Here is a 22,637-nt window from a genome sequence, read left to right on the forward strand (position 1 = left end):
CTGCTCAGTGCGGATGACGCACGATTTCCAGAGGTGAACCGGGACGGCTGAAGATATCAGCCGAATAGACCCGCCGATCGCGCTGATGACGCATTTCGTAATAGCGCGTCAGCGTCTCCACCACGACCGGGAAAGCCAGTTCGCTCCAGGGTATTTCCGACTGATCGAACAGTCGGACCTCCAGCGTCTCTTCATTGGCTTCGGCAAAGCCGTCGCGTAATTGACCGTGGAACATCAGATAGACCTGACTGATGCGCGGCAGGTTGTACACCGAGAACAGGCGCAGCTCGTCGCAACGGGCCGTGGCCTCCTCGAAGGCTTCTCTGGCCGCGCCTTCGATCGTGCTTTCACCGTTTTCCATGAATCCTGCCGGCAGCGTCCAGTAGCCATACCGCGGCTCGATGGCACGTTTGCACAACAAAACCTTGCCCTGCCACTCCAGCAGACAGCCCACGACATTCTTGGGATTCTCGTAGTGGATGTGATCGCAGACCGTACACACCTTGCGTGGCCGATTGTCGCCTGCCGGAACCAGCGCCCTGACCGAGCTGCCACACTGCATGCAGAAGCCGTCACTCACCGGTCTGCTCTCCGCTCTGCGTCAGCATGGCCCTGACCGTCTCCGGCATGGCCACGGACTTGCCGGCCCGGGTGTCCACCCACACGATCCGGGAACTGCCGCGAGTGTACAGAACATCATCGACCGACAAGGTATACGTGCTGGTGAATGAGCTTCTGCCCGGTGAATGCCCGCCCATGCGTATGGTGACGTGCATGGGATAGACGACAGGTTTCAGATATTCGGCGTGGTTATCCACGATCAGAATGCCTTCACGGCCGCTGTCCAGAGGCGCAAAGCCACTTTGCAGATACCATTCCAGGCGAATCTGCTCGAAGTAGCGAAAGTACACGGTATTGTTGACATGCCCGAGAGCATCCATGTCTCCCCAACGGATGGGGAAATCGATCTGGTAGAGCAACCTGCCTTCGGGCAGCAACGCAGGGTCGACATCGGCATTGACGGACATGGGGAGCGGATGATTCAGGTGGCCCTGCAGTTTACTGGATTGATCCGCATCCGTATCAGCCCATACCAGCCCATACCAGCCCGTATCAGCCGCGACCGGCAGCCACGCGTGGCAGATGCGCCGCCGCGAGTGGACGCACGACGTTCTCCAGCTGCCCATCCGGCACCTTGCACAGTGCCAGTGCGTATTCGAACGGCATCGGCCGCCCCAGCAGAAACCCCTGAGCCTCATCACAGCCTTCCAGCTGCAGATAATCGAACTGTTCGGCGGACTCGACCCCTTCTGCCGTCGCGATCATGCCCAGACTATGACCCAGGGCAAGGATGGCCCTGACGATGGCAGCATCCTCACTGCCGATGACCAGCTGACTGACAAACGATCGATCGATCTTGATCTTGTCGAAGGGAAAACGCTTCAGGTAACTCAGACTCGAATACCCGGTACCAAAATCATCCATCGAGATGCGCACGCCCAGAGCCTTCAGCTCCACCAGCATTGCCAGTGCCGTATCGGCGTCCTCGATCAGTACGCCTTCGGTGATCTCCAGCTCCAGACGTTCCGGCGGCAAGCCTGTACGCTTGATGATCGCGGCGATCTTGGACGGCAATTCCGGATCACGGAACTGTATCGGAGACAGGTTCACGGCAATCTTGCGATCACCCGCCCACAGCAGCGCATCCCTGCAGGCCTGCTCGAGGACCCATTCGCCAATCCCCATGATCAGACCGGTCTCTTCGGCCAGCGGTATGAAATCGGCCGGAGAGACAAAACCGAGTTCTGCATGTTGCCAGCGCAGCAGCGCTTCGAATCCGAGAAGACGCTGATCGGTCACATTGAACAGCGGCTGATAATGCAGCGCCAGCGAGCCCTTGTCGATCGCCTTGCGAAGATCCTGCTCCATGCGCTGACGCAGCTGCAGTTGCAGATCCATTTCGGCCTCGTAGAACCGGTACACCGAACCACCCGCAACCTTGGCACGATCCAGTGCAATATTGGCTCTCTGCAACAGCTTCTCGCAATCACGACAATCGGACGACGACAGAACGATACCGATGCTGATCGACATCGGGATCTGATGTTCCCCGACCTGCATGGGTTCGACAGTGGCGGCGATCAGGCGCTTGGCCAATGAGACGGCACCGTCGTGACTGTCCAGCCCGGGCTGGATGATCAGGAACTCATCTGCGCCCATGCGCAGCAATGTGTCCATGTCCCGAACGACGCCGGTCAGCCTGTTGGCCATGACACGCAGCAGCGCATCACCGACATCCTGACCGAACACATCATTGACCTGTTTGAAGCGATCCAGATCCAGCGCGATGACCGCCACCTGAGATCTCTCCCGGACACTGCGCGACAGCTCCTGCTCCAGCCGACGCTTCCACATCTGCCGGCCTGGCAGCTCGGTGACCGGATCGTGCAGGCCTGCGTCCTCGACGATTTCAACGACCGGTTGCGAAGCAACCGATGCCATGCGGGACTGCAGTACGTAGAGGCGACGGATCAGGAAGCCCAGCGTCCCCAGCAGCAGGACGATGAGGAAGCTGGCCCCTTCGAGCCATGCAATCGACTCATGCTGCTCGAGCAGAATCTGCAGATGAGACACCAGGGAAAACCTGACACTGAGCATCGTTCCGATACCCACGAACAGGATCAATGCCAGCACATCGTTGCGCAATCGAGGATCAACGAGTCCCGATTCGCTTCGCCTGCGAAGCTCAGGTTGGCGGCCTTGTTGTTCCTGGCGGTTGGGCATCACGGGTGACTTCAGTGCTTGTATGGGAAGGTTTGCGCCTGAAGACCCCTGAACCTTTACCTCTCAGACCACTAATTTCGCCAGCACTGCACGAAACCCTTCATTGACTCGCAAACTGGCCACACACTCAGCGGCGGCTGCCGCGCAAATTGTGAACATGCTCCCAGAGCTCTTCCAGCGTGACCGCCTCGGCCGCCAGTGGACGACCTGCGTTCAGCCCGATGCGGGCAAACAGGCGTCGCGGCCGTTTGAAGAATGCGGGTCCGTTCTTGCGGCTGAACAGACTTCCCCACAGACCCTGCAGTGCCACCGGCACGACGGGCACCGGGCATTGCTGCAGCACCCGCAGGATCCCCGGCCGGAACTCGTTCATCTCACCATCCGCGGTGATCTGGCCTTCGGGAAAGATGCACAACACATCCCCCGCCTCCAGCGCCTCGTTCATCTGCTCGAAGGCGGCCTCGTACAGTGCCGGATCTTCTCCTCGCCCCGCTATCGGAATGGCCCTGGCAGTGCGGAAGATGAAGTTCATGATCGGCAGATTGTAGATCCGGTAATACATCACGAAACGCACAGGCCGCCGGATGCAACCACCCAGTATCAGGGCATCGACAAAGCTGACGTGATTGGCAACCACGATTGCCGCACCACTATCCGGTATATTGTCCAGCCCTTGCTTGCGCACCCGGTACAGCGTATGAATCAGTAGCCAGATCAGAAAGCGCATGAAGAATTCCGGCACCTGTCTGAAGATGTACAGAGCCACCAGCGCATTGATGATTGCCAGGGCGAGAAACAACTGCGCAATACTGGCACCGGCTGCCAGCAGTAACAGCGCAAATACCGCAGAGAGCACCATGAAAAGTGCGTTCAGGATATTGTTGCAGGCGATGGCGCGGGACAGGGTCTCGGCGGCACTGGTCTTCTGTATCAGCGCATACAGGGGCACGATGTAGAATCCGCCGAAAAGGCCGATCATAAAAATGTCGAGCAGGACTCTCCAGGCACCGTCCGCCAGCAGAAAGCCTGTCAGGGACAGATCGGTTCCCAGTGGTGCTGCCGGCGAGGCAAACACCAGATCCAGTCCGAAGAGCGTCAGCCCCATGGCTCCGAAAGGCACCAGACCGATTTCCACACGACCATGGGACAGCCTTTCACACAGAACCGAACCCGATGCAATGCCGATGGAGAACGTCGCCAACAAGGCCGTGAATACATCAACAGTGCCCCCCAGCACATCGCGTGCGTAAACCGGAAACTGTGCCAAGTAGCTGGCACCGAGCAACCAGAACCAGGAAATGGCCAGGATCGATTGAAAGATGACACGCTGTCCTGCGGTGTGACGGATCAGGCGCACTGTCTCGGTCAGCGGGTTGAAGTGTACCCGCAGTCCGGGTGCACTGGCAGGCGCTGACGGAATGCGCCGGCTGGCCAGATACCCACCGATGGCCACCAACAGCAAGACCACTGATACGGACACCACGCCGTCGGCCGAGCTCATCAATCGGGTACCGGCAATGGTGCCGGCCAGAATGGCCAGAAAGGTGCCCAGCTCGACCAGGCCGTTGCCAGCTGTCAGCTCGGATTCGTGCAGATGCTGGGGCAGGATGCCGTACTTGACTGGCCCGAAGAACGCAGACTGGGTTCCCATCAGGAACAGAACAGCCATCATCAAGGGCATGCTTTGCAGCAGCAGTGCCACCACGCCACAGAGCATGATGACGATCTCCGCCAGCTTGATATACCGGATCAGACTCGCCTTTTCGTACTTGTCCGCGATCTGCCCGCTCAATGCGGAAAAAAGAAAGAAGGGAAGGATGAACAGCCCGGCGGCCAGGTTGATCAGCAAACCGTCATCGCTGTTATCGCTGACGATGACATCGAACGCAATCAGTGCGATCAGTGCGTTCTTGTAGACGTTATCGTTGAAGGCTCCGAGCAGCTGAGTGACGAAGTACGGTGCAAACCGGCGTTGCCGCAACAGCGCCAGCTGGCTGACCTCCGTTGCCTGTACAGCCTTGTCCTGACTCATGTCCACTCACGTTTCCATCGGCTTCCGGGCGAGCCCTGCACGACATGCGGTGAACCAAGAAACATGCCATGCAAGCACCGGCATCGCGACGGCCATCCGCGCCACGGGGTCGGACCACGCCAGCTGACGATGCAGGCAAGGCCTCCGCCTTGCCTGCCTTCGTGACCGCGGAACGATTGCTGTAAAGGCTCATCAGACGAGCGCTGTCAGTCGTTCCCGGAACTGCATCCTAGACATTTTCCAGTGGAGATACTTCGGACGCCTGCCATCCCTTTTCACCTTGCGTGGCAACAAATTCGACCTGTTGACCTTCGCTGAGTGAACGGTAGCCTTCACCCGCAATGACCCGGTAATGCACGAACACATCTTCTCCCGAAGGACTGATGATGAATCCATACCCCTTGGCGTTATCAAACCACTTCACGGTGCCTTTTTGTCGATCAGTCATTAAACCTCTCCGTTGATTGATCACAGCCCTGCACACACTGCAGAACAAACTGTCCGAGAAATCTAGCATGGGAAAACGCGGTCACAATGCCGAGCGGCCTTGTTGCTACCGTTGTTCACATTGGCTTGACGTTTTCAGGGACAGATCATCTATCGAAGAGACTTGCTGACCAGTTCGTACACATCCGCAGACAAGGGACCGCTGTCCATGATGCGTTGCAGTTCGTGTCGCATCAGCTGCTGCGCATCGGTCGTCAGCCTTTTCCAGCGCCCCAGGGGTGAGACCAGCCCTGCGGCAAGTTGCGGATTGCGCTTGTCCAGTGCGATGACCTGATCGGACAGGAATCGGTAACCGCGACCATCCGCAGCGTGAAAACCCGGGGGATTGTTCATTGCAAAACCGGCGACCAGTGAGCGCAGTCGATTCGGGTTGCTCGTATCGAAATCGCTGTGCCTTGTCAGCTGGATGACATCGTCCACGATCGTGCTGCGCCTTGCCATGGCCTGCGCGGCAAACCACTTGTCGACCACCAGACGGTGACCGGCCGCACGGGCGAGAAAATCATCCAGCACCCGTTGCCGGGCATCACTGTTCGAATGACACAATGCAGCCATCGCCGCCATGCGATCTGTCATGTTGCCGGCGTGTTCATAACGCGCTTCGGCCAGCGCCACCCAGCGCTCATCCGGTAGATAACTCAGAAGGGACAGAGCTGTATTGGATAGTTTGCGCCCTCCCATCGCCAGGGCATCCAGCAGCGGCAGATCTCCGGACTGCTTCTCTGTGAGTAGCGATTCCAGCGCATCGGCATGTCGTTCACTCAATACCGCAGCCACTTTGCTGTGTGCCCGGAACAATAGCTGATGGTCCACACGCTGCAATTCTCCTTCGAGCGTATCCATGCTCGGCAGGCTCAAGGCCTCGGCCTTGACGGCAGGATCCTGGGTCTCATCAGTGATAATTCGCTCCCATGCCTGTCCGAGGAAATCCAGACTTGCCTCGGCCTCGGGATCCTCGTTCATGGTCGCCAGAATCAGCCGGGTAGCCAATCGTTGTCCGGCATCCCAGCGATTGAACGAATCACTGTCATGCGACATCAGAAATGCCAGTGTCTCGTTGCTGGACTCATGATGCAGCTTCACCGGCGCGGAAAATCCACGCAGCAGTGAGACATGCGGCGGCTCTGCAAGATCTTCGAAGGTGAAGGTCTGGCTGGCCTCTCGCAGATGCAGCAATACGCTGTGCTGACCAGTCGCCGAGCCCGAATCCGGCAGCTGCTCGGCCTGCTGCCCCGGAGTCAACGGCAACGCCCGGCCCTCGCCATCCAGCAAACCCATGACGATGGGAACATGCAGTGGCGCCTTGTCCTGTTGCCCCGGTGTGTCCGGGCAATGCTGACTCAGCGTCAGGTGATAACGGCGAGTCGAGGCATCGTAGTCCTCCCTGACCGTGATCTCCGGCGTACCGGCAGTGGAATACCAGCGACGAAACTGTGTCAGATCGATGTCCGTCACCGATTGCACGGCATCGACAAAGGCATCACAGGTCGTCGCACTCCCGTCATGCCGCTCGACATAGACATCCATGGCCTGACGCCAGCGATCGGCCCCGAGCAGGGTGTGCATCATGCGTATGACCTCAGCCCCCTTCTCGTAGACGGTCAGTGTGTAGAAGTTGTTGATCTCGATATAGCTGTCCGGCCGGATGGGATGCGCCATGGGACCACTGTCTTCGGCAAATTGCCGGGCACGCAGCAGGCGCACGTCTTCAATGCGCTTGACCGTTGCCGAGCGCTGATCACTGGAAAAACACTGGTCACGAAAGACGGTCAGCCCTTCTTTCAGACTCAACTGGAACCAGTCGCGACAGGTAATGCGATTGCCGGTCCAGTTGTGAAAATACTCGTGCGCCACCACCGCCTCGACGCCCATGTAGTCGCTATCCGTCGCGCTTTGCGGGTCAGCCAGAATGTAGCGGGAATTGAAGATGTTCAGGCCCTTGTTCTCCATGGCCCCCATGTTGAAATCATCCACTGCAACGATCATGAAGCAGTCCAGATCGTATTCCAGCCCATAGACTTCCTCATCCCAACGCATCGCGGCCTTGAGCGATTCCATGGCAAAGTCGCAACGCGCCAGGTTGTGTCGCTCCACATGGATCTGCAACAGTACCCGTCGACCCGACGCCGTCGTGAAATGATCCTCGATACAGGCCAGATCACCGGCCACCAGGGCAAACAGATAGCTGGGTTTGGGATGGGGATCGTGCCAGCGCACCCGGTGTCGACCATTGTCCAGCCGCTCGTGCGAGACACGATTGCCATTGGACAGCAGCACCGGGTAGCTGGCCTCATCCGCGGTGATGGAAACATCGAACACTGACAGGACATCGGGACGGTCGAGATAGTAGGTGATCTTGCGAAAGCCCTCTGCCTCGCACTGCGTACAGAAATTGCCGCTGCTCCGGTACAACCCTTCCAGCGCGGTATTGGCGTCAGGATCGATGCAGGTGACGATGGACACCACACAGCTCGATGGCACCTGCTCTATTGTCAATTCCCGCTCATCAAGCCGGTACTCACTCTCGTCGAGCTTGCGTCCATCCAGCTGTACTGAGCGCAGCTCGCAATCGACACCCTGCAGCGTGAGCTCTGCGCTGGATGCGTCTGCCGCGTCGGGCGCGTTGGGCGCGTCCGGATTGCGACGCAGGGTCAGCTCGCTGCTGACCAGGGTCGCACTCGGGTGCAGGTCGAAGTCGAGCCGGACATGATCGATCAGCCAGGATGAGGGCTGATAGTCAAGCCGCTGCACGGCAATCGGGTTTTGAGTGTCCAATGAAGCTCCTGAGCATGTTCGAGAGTGACGATCGTCTGACCGAAGCTTAACCTCAATGAGAGATGAATCCACAACCAGGAATTGCCTTCGGCCGGGTGGCGCTCCGCTCGCGCTATACCGGCGCCTACAGCCGCGTACTTGGCTTTTTCACGCCTCACTTGGAATGACCAAGCCACGGCATGAAAAATCCTCCGTGCGCGACTGTATTCACCGATCTATCGCGTTTCTGGTTCGCGTCTTCATGTCTCATTGAGGTTAACGCTGTCGAGTACCAGGTACCGGAATGTGAATCCGTCGTGGCCAGTTCGCATTGTAGCGAGACCGGCTGCACCATCAACACCGAAGCGACTCAAGACAGTCGCAGTACATCCGCAAACAACGGAATGCCCAGCCTGAATCCGAATTCCAGCTCCAGCCTGAACTCGAGCCCGAGCTCAAGCCCAAGCCTGATCATGCCCTGCACACTGCCTCCACCGGTGATGCCAACCGTCGGCCTTACGCGGTGCTGCGGATGAGCCTGCCGCGGTTTGCCACCATCCGGGTCCTGCTGCTGCTGAGCTGCCTGGCCATCGTCGGCTTCGTCAGCGCGCACCAGCGTGTCTACACCCGCAACTGGAATCAGACGCTGGAAACGGTCATCTATCCAATCAATGGCGATGGCCACCTGGTCACCGATCGTTACATCCAGTCGCTGGACGATGCGGACTTTTCCATCATCAATCGCTGGGGAGAACGCGAGGCACAGCGCTACCAGCTGCCACTGACCACACCGTTCAATGTTCGTCTGGGTGAGCCCATCAAGACGCTTCCACCAGCCTATCCGCCAGACGCAAACGCCATCGATGTGCTGCTGTGGAGCCTGAAATTCCGTTTCTGGGCCTGGCGCGAAACGCCCGACAGCGGCAGCCTGACCCGAATCCGCATGTTCGTGGTCTACCAGACCGGTGAGGACCAGGTGCCACTGCAGCATTCCCTGGGGCTGCAGAAAGGGCTCATGGGGCTGGTCTTCGCCTACAGTCTGGACAAGCAGACGGCGCAGAACAATATCGTCATCGCCCACGAACTGCTACACACCGTCGGCGCCGTGGACAAGTACAACAGTTCAGGCGGCCCCCTGAGGGGAGTCGGCTATGCCAATCCCCACCGCACACCGCTGTATCCACAGCGCAATGCCGAAATCATGGCGGGGCGCATCCCGACCGGTCCTGGCCGATCCTACATGGCAGAGAGTCTGCGCAGTGTCATCGTGAATTCCTACACAGCCAGCGAGATCAACTGGATAGACTAGGGGTCCTTGCCAGGCTTTCCCGTTACATGAATCAGGTACTCGACTGGCTGTCGGCCAACACGTTGATCATCAGCAGTCTTGCCGCGGCGTCCATCACATTGCTGGCCGTGACCATCCTTGCCACGCCATGGGCTGTTTCCAGATTACCCAGCGATTACCTGCTGCGCCGTCTGGAAAGCCGAAGCCTGCAAGGCGTCGGCCGCAAGCTGCTGGGCATGGTGCGCGGATTCATCGGTGTGCTGATCGTACTGCTCGGCCTGATCATGATGATCACGCCCGGACCGGGAGTCGTCATGATTCTGCTGGGCATATCGGTCGCGGAATTCCCCGGCAAGAATCGTCTGCTGGTCTATCTCGCGACCCGTCCCAATGTTCTCGCATCACTCAACTGGATGCGACGCCGACACGACAAGCCGCCCTTCATCGACCCGAATGTCCTGCAGTGAACCGACCGGCAACAGCAACTGCCTGATCAGCCATGCCTTGCACCATCGCCATGACCTCAGCCTGTAGAGCTTACCGTGGTGGTGGTCACACGCCTCTGCGCAGACTACACTTGCCCTATGCCGATTCACTCCATCCTGCGCACTTGCCGCCGATTTCCGGTCGCAGTCAAGCCAAGAAACCTGGCGACGCTGGCTCTCATTGCCGGTTGCATGCTGGCGGGATTCGCAACGGCTGACACGCCACGGTCCCTGGAGGACGTCGAGCAACAGATCCAGGACACCTCCGAGAAGCTGAAGGCTCTGGACAACGAGATTGCCAGTAGCCGCAAATTGAAGCAGAAACTGCAGCAGGCGCTGGAAACCGCCCGCTCACATGTCGGTGAACGAGAGGCACGTCTGCAGCAGCTCGACGGTGACATTGCGCAATTCGACAAGCAACTCGACAAGCTGAGTGCCATGATCGCCGACGCGCAGCAAGTGATGGAGTCTCGTCGACAGGCCCTGGCCAGGGCCTTGCGCAATGCGCAGACCATCGGCAAGCAGACCACCCTGAAAGTAGTGTTGCAGCATGACGATCCGGCACTGGCCGATCGCATCTCTGTCTATACGGAACACGTGCTGGCAACCCAGAATCGCGCCATTGCCGAGCAGGTCAGTCAGTTGAACCGCATGCAGGCGGCTCGAGAGTCCGCACTGAAGGACCGTAACTGGCTCAATTACATCAAGAAAAAGGCCTCTCTGCAAAAGGAAGGCTATGTCAGTGATGCCAGCTCAAGGCAACAGTCGCTGGGCGAAGTGGAGGCCGAGCTGAGCCAGAAGACACGTACCGTTGCGCAGTTGAAGGCTGATCAGTCCCGTCTGCAGAGTCTGATGGATGAACTGAAAACGGTCGAGAGTTCGCAATCCGGCTACTTTGCTGCCGGAAAGGGCAACTATCCGGCACCCGTCAGAGGTGAATTGTACGCCCGTTTCAATGACATCAAGTCGGTTGGCAAGCTGCGCTGGAGCGGTATTTTCATCAAGGCCGAGCTCGGTCGACCCGTCCGTGCCGTGGCCGATGGCGAGGTGGTCTACAGCGATTTCCTGCGTGGATTCGGGATGCTGGTAGTGATCGATCACGGCGATGGTTACTCCAGTCTGTATGGTGGTAACCGGGAAGTGGGCGTAACCCGTGGCCAATGGGTGGAGTCCGGTGCGACTATTGCAACTGTTGGCGATTCGGGGGGTCAGAACTTCAGCGGCGTCTATTTCGAGATACGACATGACGCCACCGCGGAGGATCCCGAGAAGTGGCTGAGCAAGGATTTTCAGGTGGCCGGACGCCCCTGAGTGATCGATTCGGCCTTGGAACCCGTTAGACTCGACAGCAGATTGGATATTTTCCGCAGCGAGCGTGTCGAAAGATGCGTGTGCAGGGCCGGCATCAGATCGGGAATTCGATGTCAGGTGCATGAATGAAACCCGGAGTAGAACTTCAATGAAGGCAAAAACACGCTCGGTCACACTGGTGCTGCTAGGTGCAGTTGTCGGCGGGTCCCTGACGATCGGTCAGCATGTCATGGGGGCTCGCAGCGCCAATGAATTGCCGCTCGAGCAGATGCGCACGTTCACCGATGTCTTTACCCGCATCAAGAACGATTACGTCGAGGAAGTCTCCGATGAGGATCTGCTCGAATACGCCATTCGCGGCATGCTGCACGGACTGGACCCCCACTCCGCCTATCTGAACACCGAAGAATTCAATGAGCTGCGCATCGGCACCACCGGGGAGTTCGGCGGTCTGGGCATCGAGGTGGGCATGGAAGACGGATTCGTGAAGGTCGTCTCCCCCATCGACGACACCCCGGCGGCCCGCGCCGGCATTCTCTCTGGCGACCTCATCATCCGGCTGGATGATACGCCCGTCAAAGGTCTGTCACTCAACGATGCCGTCAAGCTGATGCGCGGCAAGCCGGGCAGCAAGCTGACACTCACGATCATTCGTGAAGGCGCTGACAAGCCTCTGACCATTGACATCAAGCGCGACATCATCAAGGTGACCAGCGTGCGCAATCGCATGCTCGACGACGACTACGGCTATCTGCGCATCTCCAATTTCCAGACCAAGACCACCACGGACATGCTCAAGGCGGTCAAGAGCATGAAAGAGGAAGCCGGTGGCTCTCTCAAGGGCCTGGTGCTGGATCTGCGCAACAATCCCGGCGGCGTGCTGTCAGGTGCGGTAGGTGTCTCCGACGCCTTCCTGAACGAGGGCATGATCGTCTACACCGACGGACGTGAAGACGACTCGAAGCTGCGCTACGACGCCACCAACGGCGATGTGCTCGATGGCGCTCCCCTGGTCATTCTGGTCAATGGCGGATCCGCCTCTGCCTCCGAGATCGTGGCCGGTGCCATGCAGGATCATGGTCGCGGCATCATTCTCGGCAGCAAGACCTTCGGCAAGGGATCGGTTCAGACCATCCAGGATCTGCCAGCAGGCGGCGCTGTCAAGCTGACAACCTCCCGGTACTACACACCCGGCGGTCGTTCCATTCAGGCACTTGGCATCGTGCCGGACATCACCACCAAGCCTGGCTCCTGGATACGTCCGGAGTCCGAGAACTTCTCGGCACTGACCGAATCCAGTCTGCCCGGTGCGCTGAGCAACACCACACTGGAAGAAGCAGAGGAAGCCATTGAAGGCGAAGCTGGTGAAGCCGGTGACGAGAACGCGGAAGACAATCTGGTCTATGACGACTACCAGCTGTACGAAGCACTCAATCTGCTCAAGGGTCTGACCATTCTGAGCAAGAAGTCCAGCTAGAGCGCCACCGACGTCGGACCCTGCCTCACGTCGCTGGCAGGGCCTGGTCGGGCCGCGTAGGTCGGGCAGCGCAGGTCGGACCACACGGGCCAGAACTTGCAAGCCGGGACGCACAGGTCGAACCACGCAGCTCGAATCTCGCAGTTTCTGTGAGGCAGTGACTGGCAACAGCTGCTTGCGCCAGGGGGCGTACCGGATCTTCCGGTACGCCCTTTTTCGTTTGAGCCTGCTTGAAACGCCGTATCGATGGTCTTCTATAATGAGGGCATGAACTGCGAGATTCGCTCAGTCTGGCGCATCATCCATTCCGCAGATTTCGGCCAGCAGGAGAGTTTCATGGGTTGTCAGTACCATGCCCCGCACGACCAGTGCGCAGATTCGTTTACCGTGGCCATGCCACGCCTGACCGTGGGTCGTGGCACCTTGCGGGAAGTCGGTGAACGCAGCGCAGCACTGGGCATCACCCGAATCGCCTTGTTCACGGATCCCGGCCTGTTGCACGGACCGCTGGTCGCTATTGTCCGGGAATCGCTGGCCAGCGCCGGTATCGACGTCGGCATATTCTCCGACATCCGGATAGAGCCGGATGATGACTCCGTGGATCGCGGCCACGCGTTTCTGGCTGATGAACAATTCAACGGGCTTGTCTCCGTTGGAGGCGGCTCCGTCATCGATACCGCCAAGGCCGCACTGGTCCTGCATTGCCACGGCGGCAAGGCACTGGACTACTTCGCTGCGCCCATAGGACAAGGCAAGCCGATCAGCGGACCCTTGCTGCCTCACATCGCCTGCCCGACCACATCCGGAACCGGATCCGAATGCACCTCCATCTCGGTACTGCGCGTCAGGGAACTGGACTGCAAGTTTGTCTTTGCCAGTCCTGCCATGCTGCCGACTGTCGCCATTGTCGATCCGCAATGCTGTGACTCACTGCCCGCCAATGTGGTGGCCTCCACCGGCTTCGATCTGTGCTGTCACGCCCTCGAGTGTTATACCGCTCGCGCCTACACCGAGTTCCCGAAAATTCCTTCTGCCAACGCCCGCCAATACATTCAGGGTATCAACCCGTTCAGCGAACTGGCAGCCAGAGAAGCGATGAGCATCGTTGGCCGATACCTGGAACGCGGCGTCAACGATGCCGACGATCATGAGGCTCGCGACCAGCTCATGTGGGGTGCAACCCTGGCCGGAATCGCCTTTGGCAATGCGGGAACTCATCTGCCCCATGCCATGTCCTACGGTGTCACCCACCTGATGAAGGACATCACAACCGACGGTTATGCCATCGGCGCGCCGTTCATCCCTCACGGTATCAGTGTCGTCGTCAATGCACCTTCCATCTTTCGATTCACCGCAGAAGCCACCCCTGAACGCCACCTCGAAGGCGCCTCATTGTTGCTGGCCGACACGCAGGGTGCAAGCACGGACGATGCCGGCGAAGTGCTCGCCAATCGACTGGTATCATTGATGAAATCTACCCACATGCCCAATGGCCTGACAGCTCTCGGATTCGACGACGAGCATGTTGGTGCACTGGCCGCCTCGTCGATTCGACAGGGACGTGCCATCGGCAATGCCCCTCGCGCCTCCAATCAGGTGGACCTCGAGAACATGTATCGAGGCGCTCTGCGCTACTGGTAAACAGGACTTCATGACAACGACAGTCATCACGATGAGATTGCCTCCGCCTTCGGGCAACAGCGGCGTTGCCAGTGGCCCATGCAGAGGGGCCAGGCATGCATAACGGTATTCTGGCCTTCATTGCCCGACGGCTTCTGCAGTCGGTTTTCGTCATACTGGCCGTGAGCCTGATCGCCTTCTCGCTGTTCCGTTTTGTCGGCGATCCGGTCGCCCAGATGGTAGGCCAGGAAACCTCTCTTGAAGACCAGGCCCGCATTCGTGACTCACTGGGATTGAACGAGCCCATCACGACCCAGTTCATGACATTTGCCGGCAATCTGGCTACCGGCGATTTCGGTTACTCCTACCGTACCCGGCAACCCATCAGCGAAATGATTCTCGATCGACTGCCTGCCACGGTGGAACTGGGTATCGTCTCGTTGATCATCTCGCTGCTGATCGGCATCCCGGCGGGAATCTACACCGCATTGCACCGGGGTGGCGTGCTGGCCAACACCATCCTGATCAGCACGTTGGTGGGAGTCTCGATTCCGACCTTTGTCATCGGTATATTCCTGATTTTCGTCTTTGGTGTGCAGCTGGGCTGGCTGCCCACATTCGGGCGTGGCGACGTGGTTGCTCTGGGTTGGTGGAAGACCAACTTCCTGACCCTCGACGGCCTGCGCTCGCTGTTGTTGCCGGCCATCACGCTGGGCATCTATCAGCTGACACTGACCATGCGTCTGGTGCGATCGGAGATGCAGGATGTCATGAAAAGCGATTTCATCAAATTTGCCACTGCCCGTGGCATCAACCGACGCTCCATCCACGTCAATCACGCCTTGCGCAATACCCTGGTACCGGTCATTACCATCATCGGCTTGCAGTTCGGCGGCATCATCGCCTTTTCCATCGTGACCGAATCCGTCTTTCAATGGCCCGGCATGGGCTTGCTGTTTCTCGATTCCATTCGCTATGTCGATATTCCCGTCATGTCGGTATACCTGGTACTGATCGCACTGATGTTCGTCGTCATCAATCTGTTGGTCGACCTGCTGTACGTGGCCATCGACCCGCGCGTGCGCAGCCGGAGTGAAACCTCTTGATCGCGCGAATGCGGCGCTACGCCATCGAGAACGAACTGCTCTACCTGTTCCTGCACAATCGAGTCGCCCAACTGGCGGCGCTGATTGCCATCGTCATGATCGGCGGCGCGGTGCTGGCTGATTTCATAGCGCCCACCGACCCCTATGACCTGGCCAGCTACGACCTGCTGGATTCGCTACTGCCACCCAGCTGGTCGGAAGGCGGCGATGCACGGTTCTTCATCGGCACCGATGATCAGGGGCGCGACCTGCTGTCGGCGATTCTCTATGGCACTCGCCTGTCGCTGACCGTGGGATTGCTATCCATCAGCTTCGCCTGCGTTCTGGGCGTCTCCGTCGGATTGACCGCCGGTTATCTGGGCGGACGGTTCGACGCTTTCGTCATGCGCATCGCCGACGTGCAGCTCAGCCTGCCAGCGATTCTGACCGCGCTGCTGATCGACGGTATCGCCCGTGGCATCCTGCCGCAGCAGAGCCATGATGACCTGATGATCGTGGTACTGACCGTTGCCATCGGTTTGTCGCTGTGGGTGAATTTCGCCCGTACCGCTCGAGCCTCCACCTTCGTCGAGAAGAACAAGGAATATGTTCAGGCCAGCGAGATCATGGGCATGCACCCGGTGAGAGTCATGCTGGTGCAGATACTGCCCAACATCCTCGGCCCCATCATGGTGATACTGACAGTGGATCTGGCAGTCGCCATTCTGCTCGAGGCTACCCTGTCGTTTCTGGGGGTTGGTGTACCACCCAACCAGCCCTCTCTGGGCACACTGATTCGCATTGGTACCGAATACCTGTTTTCCGGCGAGTGGTGGATCGTGGCATTCCCGAGCCTGACACTGATCGTGCTGATCGTATCCGTCAATGTGCTGGGCGACTTCCTGCGTGACGCCCTCAATCCGAAGTTACGCTGATGACTGCCTTGCTCGATGTACAGAACCTGACGGTGTCCATTCCCAGTCGCTTCGGAGAATTCACGGCAGTGGATCAGGTCAACCTGAATGTACTTGCCGGTGAGATTCACGGTGTGGTCGGAGAATCGGGGGCCGGCAAATCCACGGTGGGTTCCGCCATCATCGGACTGCTGGAAAGCCCGGCTCGCATCAGTGCAGGCTCCATCAGACTCCGGGGGGATGAACTGACCAAACTCGGCGACGCCGATTACCACCGGCTGCGTGGCAATCGCATCAGCATGATCTTTCAGGACCCGCAAACCTCTCTCAATCCCTTGCTGAGTATTGCCGATCAACTGGTGGAGACCATTCAGCAACACCGCAAGCTCAGTGACGAGCAGGCGCGCCAGCTGGCCATTGAACTGTTGGCCGAAACCGGCATCGAAAACCCGGAAGAGCGACTGGACGATTTTCCCCATCAGTTCTCCGGCGGCATGCGCCAACGCGTCGTGATTGCGCTGGCGTTGTGTACCGATCCCGAGCTGATCATCGCCGACGAGCCAACGACTGCCCTGGATGTCTCGGTACAGAAACAGATACTTGGCCTGATCCGCAACCTGGCGTCTCAACGCAAGGTTGGCTTTCTGCTCATCACTCACGATATCGGCGTGATTGCCGAGATCACCGACCGCGTGACCGTCCTGCAACATGGCAAGGTGGTGGAAACCGGTCCGACTGCCGAGGTGCTGGGCACACCGCGAGAACCCTATACACGCGCACTGATGGCAGCCGTTCCCCGGCTCGATCAGCGACTCGAGCGCTTTCGCAACATCATCAGTGTCGACAGACGTGTCGAGGGGGAAAGCCGCTGGCACATCGACGGTGCCAGCGCTCACTACGCATCGAACTGGCTGCTCGGTGGCGACAAGGTCGCCCGGCATGCCAACTCCACGGCAAGACGCGCAACCGAGCGTCCCGACAATGCACTGCTCAGAGTGGACGATCTGGATGTCAGTTTCGGCGCTCGCCGCAGCTGGTTCACCAGCAAATCGGGCTTCAAGGCACTTTCCGGTGTGTCTCTGCACCTGCATCGAGGTGAAGTACTGGGGGTCGTGGGTGAAAGCGGCAGCGGCAAGTCAACGCTGGCGAAGGCCATTGTCGGTCTGGTACCCAGTAGCGGCGGCACCATGCAATTCGATGGCTCCGTCCTGCCGGATGGGCGACATCGCCCGCGCTCGCACCTGGCCAGACGACAGATACAGATGGTCTTTCAGGATCCATATTCGTCGTTGAACAACCGACGGACCGTGGAGTCGATTCTCACCGAACCCTTGCTGTTCTACAAGCTGGCTGCCAAAGGGCCGGACACTCGCAGACTTGTTGCTTCGGTGCTGGAACTGGTGGAAATGCCGCAACGAGCCATGCTCAAGTACCCGCATCAGTTTTCCGGTGGGCAACGACAACGCATTGCGGTGGCGCGCGCACTGATGGCGCGACCCGATTTCCTGATCTGCGACGAACCCACTTCCGCGCTGGATGTCTCGATTCAGGCGCAGATTCTCAATCTGCTGAAGGATCTGCAAAGCAATTTCGGGCTGACCATACTGTTCATCAGTCACAATCTTGCCGTGGTGCGTCAGATGGCAGATCGCGTGGTGGTGCTGCGCCGGGGGCAGCTGGTGGAGTCGGCTGCCAGTGAAACCTTCTTCGCAGCGCCACAGGCCGATTACAGCCAGCAGCTGCTGCGTGAAACCCCCTCACTGGACTTGCTCGGCAGTCCGGTGTGAGCGGCTGGCAAGTCCTTCATGCGTCAGGCAGAGGGGTTTGCAAGAAATACGCAATACGCAATACGCAATACGCAATACGCAATGTAATCAGTAATCAGTAATCAGTGATCAGCACGCAGCACGCAGCACGCAGCACGCAGCACGCAGCACGCAGCACGCAGCACGCAGCACGCAGCACGCAGCACGCATTTTAATCAGCAGGCATTCAGACTTCAGCCTGTCCCCTCCAGAGCCCGACTGATTCTGAATACATGACCATCCGGGTGACGGACATGCATTTCCCTGACATTCCATGGCATGTCGGTAGGAGACCAGGTGACTTCCACATGCTCGATCAGGCAACGGCGGTAGATCTCATCCACATCATCCACCCACAAGGTCATCCAGGTACCCTTGTCTGACAATTCTTCGCTACCTGGACCGAAGGTGGTCACGTTGCCGCCGCGCCCCCGGCCGCCTTGTGCATTGTGGCAGAGAAAGATTTCACACTCACCGGAGGTGACTCCGCCGAACCTGACCGGCTCACCCCATTCCCAACCTTTCGACCAGCCGAGCTTCTCGAACCACTCGAAGGATTCGAGCATATCGGAGACATTGAGTATCGGCGTTATTGCCTTGAACCTCATGTTTTCATACCTGAGTATCGGAACTTTCGTTCACTCTTCCCTAGTCTCCATTGAAACGTTTATGCGGTGAGCTTGCCAACTAGCCAAAAGTCAGACCATACCGACCGCAGCGGCGGCGCGTGCCGGCAGACGAGTCCGTCAGCGCAATCCGGCTCAGGCGCTGGCCGAGCGGGTTCGCAGTATGGTGCGATGAAACCACGAAGCAGCCTCGTTCCTAGTACACTTCCCGATTGACATCATCTTCGAATACTGCACAGGAATGAGCACCAACGCACGAATCCCTCATGGCCGTTGACAAGAACAGCGTCGTATCACTGGAAGAGTTGCTTGACGGCGTCAGCCTGTCCGGCGAGGAGTCCCTCACCACCCAGATCCACGGATTGCTGTGGCAGCTGATCGTCACATTTCAGCTCAAACCGGGTCAGATGATCTCCGAAAAGGAGCTGTCCCGTCTTTTCAAGGCCAGCAAGACACCCGTTCGCGAAGCCATCATCCGCCTGGAGGAAGCCGGACTCGTCAATATCGTGCCGAAGAGTGGCACCTATGTCTCTCCCGTACGCATCGGGACCTACATAGAAGCCTGCTTCATTCGTCTGCAACTGGAAATCGGTGCTGTCCGCCGCGCTGCTGCCTATTCCCGCGAGGGTAGCAATCTGGGGGAACTCGACGCCATCATGAAACAGCAGACCGCTGCACTGGAGAGCGATGACCAGCAGACTTTCTTCGCTCTGGATGAAGGCCTGCATGCCACCTTTTTCCGCATGGCTGGTGTTCCTGGCGCCTGGGATGTATTGCGCCGGACACAGGCAGAGGTCTATCGCATTCGGCATCTGAAGCGTGCCCACCGCATTCGCCGCGGTGAAAAGGTGCTGGCCGATCATCACCGCATCGTCGAAGCGATTCGCCTGGGCGATGCCGATCTGGCAGAAAAAGCGCTGGTCGAGCACATAGGCCCGCTGGAGGGTGAGATCCGTGAGCTCTCGACCAATACCGAGCTACTGCAATTCATCGAGACCCAGGGCCAGGGCACTGCTCGTTCACGACAGCGCGGGTAATACCGATAGCGGACACGGCTTCGAGCGCGTGTCCGCCACCGAACGTCGGCCTGTATCAGTTGGCGACTGAGGCCCGGAGAAAGTCTCCGACTTCGAGCAGAATCATCTCGTTGTCGTCTGGCTGACCCAGAGTCCGACCCGTGGAAAACGGAAAGTTGTTGTCATTGGCCACAATGATATGTGTCTCGTCCACACGGTCCACATTCTCGATGGTCACGAACGGAAAGGTGAAACGCGCATCCTCGCGCTGCCCCTGCCGGGCGACACCATCGGGATCACGGATATCCAGCAAATCGATATAAGCCACCTTGTTGACCGGCTGACCTGGCTCCACACCTGCCATATCGATCAGATAGACGCGCTTGAAGCCGGCTGGATTGTCGAAACATTCTTCCGTCTCGTTCTCTGCACAGACCATCTCGGCATCACCCTGACCGCCATCGCGCTCGATGATCAGGCCACGAGTTGCATCGATCATGTTGAAGTCACCGATGGCGTGGCTGTCATCCTCCAGCGGGTAGAGCCAGGAGTTGCCAGTCCATTCGCGTGTTGCTGCCGTCATCTCCAGAATGCGCAGGGCTGAGCGGCCATCGTCGAGACGCTCCCAATCGTTCTTGTCAGCCTGCCATAGCGCGCCTTCGAGCAAGGGGTACAGTGTCTTTCCATCGACAGAGGCCGCAAACCCTTCAAAGCCACGTGAGCGTTTCGCCGTGTAGGCCGGTAGCTCAGCGCCCGGATTGGGTAGTTGAATGGAGTGATGATCGGGAGATTTCACCAGCTCACCATCAACGTAGGTTTCATGAAATTCACTGACAATGCCCGTCTGTGCATTGGCAACGATGATGTAAGGGCCGAATTCGTCGCCGATGACAATGTCATCACCGACCATCTGGAAGCCTTCGATGTCCAGATCGGCACCTGTCAGATAGCGGCTCTCCGAGCCTTCCATGGTCGTGACGAAGGGGACGACCTTGTTCGGATCACTCAGGAAAGTGGTCTTCTCGACGATCACTTCGCCGGTGGCAAAATCCGGGCGCACCTGATGGAAGAACAACATCGCATCGGGAGAATTGGATCTGGACCCGAATCCATTGTCGGTCAACACATGATAGCTGCCATCACCGACGGTGCGAATACCGGAAAAACCCTGCAATGGCTGGCCGATCAACGGCATGCTCTCACCCTGAGTCGGCTCTTCAGTCGACCGCACGGGATTGCCCCGACTGGTGAACTTGCCCGAGATCTGCAGGGCCTCTGGCGCATCTTCCGGGGCAGCGATCAGGGTTCTTGCCGGCAGGATGGCATGCCCCTCGAGTGTTGCTTCATGGCGAACGGCGTCTGCAGCGTGCAGTGAGCCAGTAGCCATCAGAACGGAAAGGGCGGTGGCAGTACGGTACATGATGTGGAAGTCTCTGTCTTCAGATGGACTTCCCAGTGTGATGGCGTCATGGTACTGACTGATGACAGTGCCGTGACGGTTTCATGACAGACTCAGCCGTCAGCGTTGGCAGCCTCTCGCTCGAACAGACTCTGCAGCTCCTGCTCGATCGTCAAGGTAGAGACGGGTTCACCCGCGCGTCGGTACCAGTAGGCGGCGTTACCGAGATCGCCTTCCACCCGGTGCAGGTGGGCATGAATCAGGCTGGAAAACGAATCGTCAAGCGCTTGTACGATTTCGTGAGACGCCTCCCACTGGCCGTCGCGAGCCAGCTCGAGAGCCTTGCGATGATCTGTCGACATGGTACTGACTCTCCTGTTACCGCGAGGATGTCTGACACATTGGTGCGTGCCGCAAGCCGTGGCCGTGCCAGACATCCGGGATGGCGATTGATCGATTACTTGCCAAACAGGTTCTTGACCATATCCATGGGGTCATTCCCACCGGTCACGGACTCCAGCAGATTGCCACCGGAGCTGAACTTGTCCAGCAGCGAAGGCATCGCCTGAGACAGGGTTTCCGCCGCTGCACTCGCATCGACACCCAGTTTCGATGCCATCTCACCGATCTTGTCAGCACCCAGCGCATTGGTCAGCTGGTCTGCCGATACCGGTGCGTTCTCGCCGTCACCCAGCCATGAACTCAGTTGGTCACCCAGCCCCCCTTCCTTGAGCTTGTCGGTAATACCGGCCAGGTCGAGACCATTGCCGTCGGTCAGGCCCGACAGTGCATCCATGATACCGCCCATGTCGCCAACCTTGTCACCCAGAAGGTCCTGGCCCATTTTAAAAAGATCCATTCTGATCTCCTCACTGTTTTGATGTGTGGGTCATGCCCGATCGCGAGCCGGCCGTTGAATCGAACCGCCTCACCGGCATGCATGTCGCTACAACCTGCACAGGATACACAATGTGGTCAACACAGGACGCCCAGCCGGTACGCTGCTGTGTGTCGCACTGTGAACTCTTCAATGAACGAGCCATCGCGAATAACACGGTGCTGACCAGTGCGATGTGATTCGCACGAACGCAGCGTCAGATCTGCCGCTGCGGTGATCTCCCTGCGGCGGGCCGACGGCTCTCCATTGCATCACCGGCAGGTACGGTACTGTCTAACCGTCGAAACCTTCGACGATCATGAAATCCGAGTCGGAGAACGCATTGCGCAGCTTGCGTGCTGCCTGGTATTCAGGGCTGTTGTAGGCAGCCATCGCCGTCTCGAAGTCCTTGAATTCGACGATGACATTGCGCGGTCGGTTCAGACCCTCCAGATCTTCGCATCGACCGCCACGCACGATAAACCGAGCGCCGTACTTCTCATAGACCGGCGCCCCTGCCTGCAGGTACTCCGGATACTGCTCTTCGTTGCTTACCGATACTCGTGCAACCCAATACGCCTTTGGCATGCTGTCATTCCAGGATAGTTGAAACAGGAGTGCAGCAGTTTAGCAAGTCAGTACGATCGCGGATATCAA

20 protein-coding genes are annotated in these 22,637 nt (G+C 58.5%); 9 read left to right on the top strand and 11 right to left on the bottom strand.

Features of this window, described 5'->3' with window-relative positions; all coding sequences use genetic code 11:
• Positions 1-4: 4 nt before the first annotated feature.
• The 6 genes from ACUNV4_RS18900 to pepN all read right to left on the bottom strand — a co-directional run bounded on the left by ACUNV4_RS18900 (position 5) and on the right by pepN (position 8,098).
• The gene (locus ACUNV4_RS18900) at positions 5-580 is read right to left on the bottom strand and encodes an NUDIX hydrolase (protein WP_430880159.1); all 576 of its coding nucleotides are present in this window, start codon (positions 578-580) and stop codon (positions 5-7) included.
• The gene (locus tag ACUNV4_RS18905) at positions 573-1,028 is read right to left on the bottom strand and encodes an acyl-CoA thioesterase (RefSeq protein ID WP_430880160.1); all 456 of its coding nucleotides are present in this window, start codon (positions 1,026-1,028) and stop codon (positions 573-575) included. The genes ACUNV4_RS18900 and ACUNV4_RS18905 overlap by 8 nt, the downstream gene beginning before the upstream one ends.
• 85 nt (positions 1,029-1,113) lie before the next feature.
• Positions 1,114-2,784: a putative bifunctional diguanylate cyclase/phosphodiesterase gene (locus ACUNV4_RS18910; protein ID WP_430880307.1), complete on the bottom strand. Its 1,671-nt coding sequence runs from the start codon at positions 2,782-2,784 to the stop codon at positions 1,114-1,116.
• A gap of 127 nt (positions 2,785-2,911) precedes the next feature.
• Positions 2,912-4,816 (bottom strand): MFS transporter, encoded by a 1,905-nt coding sequence (locus ACUNV4_RS18915; protein ID WP_430880161.1) that lies wholly within the window; start codon positions 4,814-4,816, stop codon positions 2,912-2,914.
• 229 nt (positions 4,817-5,045) lie between these two features.
• Positions 5,046-5,264, bottom strand: a complete 219-nt coding sequence (locus ACUNV4_RS18920; protein WP_430880162.1) for a cold-shock protein — start codon at positions 5,262-5,264, stop codon at positions 5,046-5,048.
• Between the two features lie 149 nt (positions 5,265-5,413).
• The gene (gene pepN / locus ACUNV4_RS18925) at positions 5,414-8,098 is read right to left on the bottom strand and encodes an aminopeptidase N (protein WP_430880163.1); all 2,685 of its coding nucleotides are present in this window, start codon (positions 8,096-8,098) and stop codon (positions 5,414-5,416) included.
• Positions 8,099-8,609: 511 nt separating this feature from the next.
• Here pepN and ACUNV4_RS18930 point away from each other — a divergent pair.
• The 8 genes from ACUNV4_RS18930 (at position 8,610) to ACUNV4_RS18965 (ending at position 18,044) form a co-directional block, all read left to right on the top strand.
• Positions 8,610-9,386 carry a hypothetical protein gene (locus tag ACUNV4_RS18930; RefSeq protein ID WP_430880164.1) on the top strand — a complete coding sequence of 259 codons (777 nt, stop codon included), beginning with the start codon at positions 8,610-8,612 and terminating at the stop codon, positions 9,384-9,386.
• A 26-nt stretch (positions 9,387-9,412) separates the two neighbouring features.
• Positions 9,413-9,832: a PGPGW domain-containing protein gene (locus tag ACUNV4_RS18935; protein ID WP_430880165.1), complete on the top strand. Its 420-nt coding sequence runs from the start codon at positions 9,413-9,415 to the stop codon at positions 9,830-9,832.
• A 117-nt stretch (positions 9,833-9,949) separates the two neighbouring features.
• Entirely contained in the window at positions 9,950-11,161 is a 1,212-nt protein-coding gene (locus tag ACUNV4_RS18940) for a murein hydrolase activator EnvC family protein (protein ID WP_430880166.1), read from the top strand.
• A 148-nt stretch (positions 11,162-11,309) separates the two neighbouring features.
• Positions 11,310-12,638, top strand: coding sequence for a S41 family peptidase (locus ACUNV4_RS18945; RefSeq protein ID WP_430880167.1), 1,329 nt, complete (start codon positions 11,310-11,312; stop codon positions 12,636-12,638).
• Between the two features lie 246 nt (positions 12,639-12,884).
• Positions 12,885-14,279, top strand: coding sequence for a hydroxyacid-oxoacid transhydrogenase (locus ACUNV4_RS18950; protein ID WP_430880168.1), 1,395 nt, complete (start codon positions 12,885-12,887; stop codon positions 14,277-14,279).
• A 95-nt stretch (positions 14,280-14,374) separates the two neighbouring features.
• On the top strand, positions 14,375-15,364 hold the full coding sequence (locus ACUNV4_RS18955; protein WP_430880169.1) for an ABC transporter permease: 990 nt from the start codon (positions 14,375-14,377) through the stop codon (positions 15,362-15,364).
• Positions 15,361-16,278, top strand: coding sequence for an ABC transporter permease (locus tag ACUNV4_RS18960; protein WP_430880170.1), 918 nt, complete (start codon positions 15,361-15,363; stop codon positions 16,276-16,278). Before ACUNV4_RS18955 ends, ACUNV4_RS18960 begins: the two co-directional genes overlap by 4 nt.
• Positions 16,278-18,044: a dipeptide ABC transporter ATP-binding protein gene (locus ACUNV4_RS18965; RefSeq protein WP_430880171.1), complete on the top strand. Its 1,767-nt coding sequence runs from the start codon at positions 16,278-16,280 to the stop codon at positions 18,042-18,044. Before ACUNV4_RS18960 ends, ACUNV4_RS18965 begins: the two co-directional genes overlap by 1 nt.
• Positions 18,045-18,256: 212 nt before the next feature.
• Here the strand turns inward: ACUNV4_RS18965 and ACUNV4_RS18970 are convergent, their stop codons facing one another.
• On the bottom strand, positions 18,257-18,670 hold the full coding sequence (locus ACUNV4_RS18970; RefSeq protein ID WP_430880172.1) for a bleomycin resistance family protein: 414 nt from the start codon (positions 18,668-18,670) through the stop codon (positions 18,257-18,259).
• Between the two features lie 284 nt (positions 18,671-18,954).
• Between ACUNV4_RS18970 and ACUNV4_RS18975 the strand changes: the two genes are divergently transcribed.
• Complete coding sequence (locus ACUNV4_RS18975; protein WP_430880173.1) at positions 18,955-19,725, top strand: GntR family transcriptional regulator; 771 nt, start codon at positions 18,955-18,957, stop codon at positions 19,723-19,725.
• Between the two features lie 55 nt (positions 19,726-19,780).
• On the opposite strand, the gene ACUNV4_RS18980 is transcribed toward ACUNV4_RS18975, so the two are convergent.
• The 4 genes from ACUNV4_RS18980 to ACUNV4_RS18995 all read right to left on the bottom strand — a co-directional run bounded on the left by ACUNV4_RS18980 (position 19,781) and on the right by ACUNV4_RS18995 (position 22,568).
• Positions 19,781-21,124 (bottom strand): esterase-like activity of phytase family protein, encoded by a 1,344-nt coding sequence (locus tag ACUNV4_RS18980; protein ID WP_430880174.1) that lies wholly within the window; start codon positions 21,122-21,124, stop codon positions 19,781-19,783.
• A gap of 92 nt (positions 21,125-21,216) precedes the next feature.
• Positions 21,217-21,465 carry a hypothetical protein gene (locus tag ACUNV4_RS18985; RefSeq protein ID WP_430880175.1) on the bottom strand — a complete coding sequence of 83 codons (249 nt, stop codon included), beginning with the start codon at positions 21,463-21,465 and terminating at the stop codon, positions 21,217-21,219.
• 95 nt (positions 21,466-21,560) lie between these two features.
• On the bottom strand, positions 21,561-21,962 hold the full coding sequence (locus tag ACUNV4_RS18990; RefSeq protein WP_430880176.1) for a YidB family protein: 402 nt from the start codon (positions 21,960-21,962) through the stop codon (positions 21,561-21,563).
• Positions 21,963-22,274: 312 nt separating this feature from the next.
• Positions 22,275-22,568: a DUF1330 domain-containing protein gene (locus ACUNV4_RS18995; protein WP_430880177.1), complete on the bottom strand. Its 294-nt coding sequence runs from the start codon at positions 22,566-22,568 to the stop codon at positions 22,275-22,277.
• Positions 22,569-22,637 lie beyond the last annotated feature (69 nt).

The sequence above is a fragment of the Granulosicoccus sp. 3-233 genome (assembly GCF_052681095.1).

Coding starts and splice junctions, on each gene's coding strand:
- ACUNV4_RS18905 (WP_430880160.1), bottom strand. CDS start 1,028: ATGTCCGTCAATGCCGATGTCGACCCTGCGTTGCTGCCCGAAGGCAGG.
- ACUNV4_RS18910 (WP_430880307.1), bottom strand. CDS start 2,784: ATGCCCAACCGCCAGGAACAACAAGGCCGCCAACCTGAGCTTCGCAGG.
- ACUNV4_RS18915 (WP_430880161.1), bottom strand. CDS start 4,816: ATGAGTCAGGACAAGGCTGTACAGGCAACGGAGGTCAGCCAGCTGGCG.
- ACUNV4_RS18920 (WP_430880162.1), bottom strand. CDS start 5,264: ATGACTGATCGACAAAAAGGCACCGTGAAGTGGTTTGATAACGCCAAG.
- ACUNV4_RS18930 (WP_430880164.1), top strand. CDS start 8,610: ATGAGCCTGCCGCGGTTTGCCACCATCCGGGTCCTGCTGCTGCTGAGC.
- ACUNV4_RS18935 (WP_430880165.1), top strand. CDS start 9,413: ATGAATCAGGTACTCGACTGGCTGTCGGCCAACACGTTGATCATCAGC.
- ACUNV4_RS18940 (WP_430880166.1), top strand. CDS start 9,950: ATGCCGATTCACTCCATCCTGCGCACTTGCCGCCGATTTCCGGTCGCA.
- ACUNV4_RS18945 (WP_430880167.1), top strand. CDS start 11,310: ATGAAGGCAAAAACACGCTCGGTCACACTGGTGCTGCTAGGTGCAGTT.
- ACUNV4_RS18950 (WP_430880168.1), top strand. CDS start 12,885: ATGGTCTTCTATAATGAGGGCATGAACTGCGAGATTCGCTCAGTCTGG.
- ACUNV4_RS18955 (WP_430880169.1), top strand. CDS start 14,375: ATGCATAACGGTATTCTGGCCTTCATTGCCCGACGGCTTCTGCAGTCG.
- ACUNV4_RS18965 (WP_430880171.1), top strand. CDS start 16,278: ATGACTGCCTTGCTCGATGTACAGAACCTGACGGTGTCCATTCCCAGT.
- ACUNV4_RS18970 (WP_430880172.1), bottom strand. CDS start 18,670: ATGAGGTTCAAGGCAATAACGCCGATACTCAATGTCTCCGATATGCTC.
- ACUNV4_RS18975 (WP_430880173.1), top strand. CDS start 18,955: ATGGCCGTTGACAAGAACAGCGTCGTATCACTGGAAGAGTTGCTTGAC.
- ACUNV4_RS18980 (WP_430880174.1), bottom strand. CDS start 21,124: ATGTACCGTACTGCCACCGCCCTTTCCGTTCTGATGGCTACTGGCTCA.
- ACUNV4_RS18985 (WP_430880175.1), bottom strand. CDS start 21,465: ATGTCGACAGATCATCGCAAGGCTCTCGAGCTGGCTCGCGACGGCCAG.
- ACUNV4_RS18990 (WP_430880176.1), bottom strand. CDS start 21,962: ATGGATCTTTTTAAAATGGGCCAGGACCTTCTGGGTGACAAGGTTGGC.
- ACUNV4_RS18995 (WP_430880177.1), bottom strand. CDS start 22,568: ATGCCAAAGGCGTATTGGGTTGCACGAGTATCGGTAAGCAACGAAGAG.